This is a genomic window from Butyricimonas sp. RTP31003st1_G1_RTP31003_210430, assembly GCF_040920905.1.
Taxonomy (GTDB): Bacteria; Bacteroidota; Bacteroidia; order Bacteroidales; family Marinifilaceae; genus Butyricimonas; species Butyricimonas paravirosa.
The window spans coordinates 1-3,325 of record NZ_JBCOSQ010000131.1 but is presented as its reverse complement, the minus strand read 5'-3'; the positions used below and the strand labels follow the sequence as shown (position 1 = coordinate 3,325).

The following is a 3,325-nucleotide window of genomic DNA, read 5'->3' as shown; positions in this document are numbered from 1 at the left end:
CCCATGTACACTTGGTCGTTACCATCAATAACACCATCGCCATTCACGTCCACATAATTTATATCCCCTTCTTTTATCATCTGGCTCTTGAACATCTCGTTTTTGCCAACGTAATATCCCATACCAGCCGCATTATGATACAATTTTAAATCATCATACGAATCAACGAAACCGTCTGTCAAGAATGCATATATTCCATTCAAAGGCTTTCCGATAATTCGCCCACCGTGATCTCTTCCATCATATGATTTTTGAAATCTATTCCAATTTTTGGCCCCATTCACGGAAATTTTCCAATACAGATCTTTTTCGCGGAAAATATCATATTTAATCATAATCTCCACGCCTTCATTAGAAATCGCCATCGCATTTTGCCATTGAGAGATATACCCGTTATGAGAACCTTCTAATGGAATTTTCGCTAACATCTTATCCGTGTAACGATAATAGTAATCGGCCGTGACAGTCAACCGATAATTAAATAGATCCACATCCAAACCAAAATCATACTGATCCGTTTCTTCCCAAGACAAAGCAGGATTATACATACCTCCATCGGGGAAAGCTGATACATAGGCATCACCATGCACAACACCTGCAAGAACTAATTCTCCCAATGCCAAATAACATTGTGAAAAGTGCATCCCGGAACGCCCCCAACTGGCACGCAATTTACCGAAAGAGAGCCAACCCAAATTATCCTTTACCCAATTCTCCTCCGTGAAAGTCCAAGCTGCCGCTACCGAGGGAAAAGTTCCCCAACGATTATCGGCCCCGAAAGTAGAACTTCCATCCCGCCGAAAACTGGCGGACAGCATGTATTTTCCCCGGAAATCGTACTCCAAACGAGCAAAATAGGATATCAAACTCTTTTCCTGCATATCTGACACGTAACGTTGGAAAGCAACCGGTTTCTCGTAAGTTCCTCCCCCTATATTTGGAGTCGACACGTTTCCCAAAACGGGCAAACCATCAGGTGCGTAATAAATTTTATCAGAAGGGGAATTTTGAGCGGAACCACCATTATATTCTGTTTGGTCATACTGGTAAGAGAATCCACCCACGAAACTAACGGAGTGATCTTCTTTGATTGTCCGCTTGTAAGAAACCAAATTCTCATTCAACACCATCAAATTGACTCCCGTTTCCCCCATGCTCTTGGAAAAGCCATCGTCACTCAAGTAAGAGGGCTGGAAATAATTTCGCCGATCAATCGAATAGTCCGCCGCCAACATCGCCGTGATATCCAATCCCACTACAGGTTGATATCCGACCCTAAAATTAGTACGCAAACGAATATTACGATTCTTCTCTTTCGTCCCCTCGTAAGCCTCCAACACGGCATTCCATGGAACAGATCCTTCACCCGGCAAGAAAGAATTCAATTCAAGTGGTTCTCCCGGAACAACCTCCACCGAAGGAGCCGACGAACCCAATATTTCGGATTTGGTTGCCCGCTTACGATTGGCCAAAGAGGCATTGAAGCGCATATCCACGTTCAAGTTCTTCACGGGAATCACGTTCATAGAAGAGTTCAAATCCACCCGGTTGTAGCCCGTTCCCCTGAAAACACCATCCTCCTTGTAGTATCCCAAACCTAACCCGTAACTCATATTTTCGCCTCCCCCGTAAGTCTGAATATTCGCGTTAGTCACTTTTCCTTTCACGTAATACACGGGGAAATAATTGGTCGCATTATTATAAAAGGGATTCAAGCTATCTTGCAAAGTAGTGCCCGGGTACGTACTGGAAACCGCCACAAAATTTTTATCGTAAACGGCACTCTGACTACTATTCTCATACTGTTCCCGTAAGCTTTCCGGGTATTTATATTGATTGGTCTTCGGATCCAAGTAAGCAAAAACATTATTTTTAGCCTGTTTTAATCGCAACCATCGCTCGGCTCGCCCTATCGTCACGTCCGGAAGTTTCGGGAGAATACTCCAAGTTTGAGAAAAATTGACCGCGAAATTTGCTTTCTGGTTCTTTTTCCCTTTTTTCGTGGAGACAAGAATAACCCCGTTTGCCGCCCTCGAACCATAGATGGACGCGGCGGAAGCATCTTTCAGTACTTGCACGGATTCAATCATTTCCGGATTCAAATCAGAAAGCAAATTCGTCCCCGATATCGGCGAGGTAAAAGAGTTCATCGGTACACCATCGACCACCCACAAGGGGTCGGAAAATCGACGTCCTTGCTCGACATCCAAGGAGTTGTACCCCCGAATAATCACGGCTGTTCCCCCACCCCCGGGAGAACCGGACATTTGTGTGATATCCATACCTGCAACACGTCCCTGTAAAAGCGAGGCTATGCTTGAAGATGGGATACCTTTCATTTCATCAGCCTTCACGACCGAAACTGAGCCCGTTGATTTTCTACGAGTCGTTTCCCCGTAAGCAACCACGATGGTTTCATCTAATGCCTGTATGTCTTCCTCCAAAACTATACGCAACGTATCAGTTTGTGTATTAAAAGTAACCGTTTTCTTTTTAAAACCCACAAAAGAAAATTCCAACGTACCACTCGTCACGGGCAAATCCATGGCAAACCATCCTTGCGAATTAGTTGCCGTACCCAAAGATACTCCCGCCACCTTCACCGTCACACCGGGCATGGGAACCCTTTGCATATCGTACACGAATCCCTTCACCCGCAATGATTTCTTTTCCGGTTCATCAGGAGTGGCAGGCTTGATAATCACCATCCGATCGATATATTCCCAAGTAAATTTACCTCCAAGTATTTGCTGTAGTACCTCATCAATCTTCGTGTTTTTAACATTCAGAGAAATCGTTTGCTTCACGTCCACCTCGTCAAAACTATAAAAAAAGTCCAGTTGCGTCTGACGTTTCAGCTCGGAAATAACCTTGGCAAAAGGCATTCCTTCCACTTTCAGCGTTACCATCTGATCTTGCGCCCTCACCCCCGCCGACAGGGAAAAAACAAACGCACACATCATCAAAAAAGTCAATTTCATAATCATCAAAATTTTGGCGCATCGATTTCTTAACGGAATCCACGTGCCCGTTCGATTTTTTTTCATACTTTTGTAATAAGAGTTAAACAATCATCCTTCAGGGATCGCGAGTCCCCGGGGGACGTTTACCACACCGGGAGTTGTTGCTGCAATTCCCGGTTTGTTTTTAATTATTCCTGTTTATTATTTATTTCACTCACCGTCACCACCCGGCCGTTCACGTTAAAGCGTACCCGCGTGGTTTTCTCGATAATCGAGAATATCTTGTGATAGTGTTTCAAAAAGTGTGTAAATTCCGAATTGATTATTTTTGTAATGCAATTTTCAAAAATGAATTATTATGG

At 43.9% G+C, this 3,325-nt stretch carries 1 protein-coding gene; it reads right to left on the bottom strand.

The window, feature by feature from the left end:
- Positions 1 to 2,981, bottom strand: a 2,981-nt coding sequence (locus AB5542_RS21120) for a SusC/RagA family TonB-linked outer membrane protein (protein WP_368243444.1), incomplete at its 3' end; no start/stop codon positions are given.
- Positions 2,982 to 3,325: the final 344 nt, after the last annotated feature.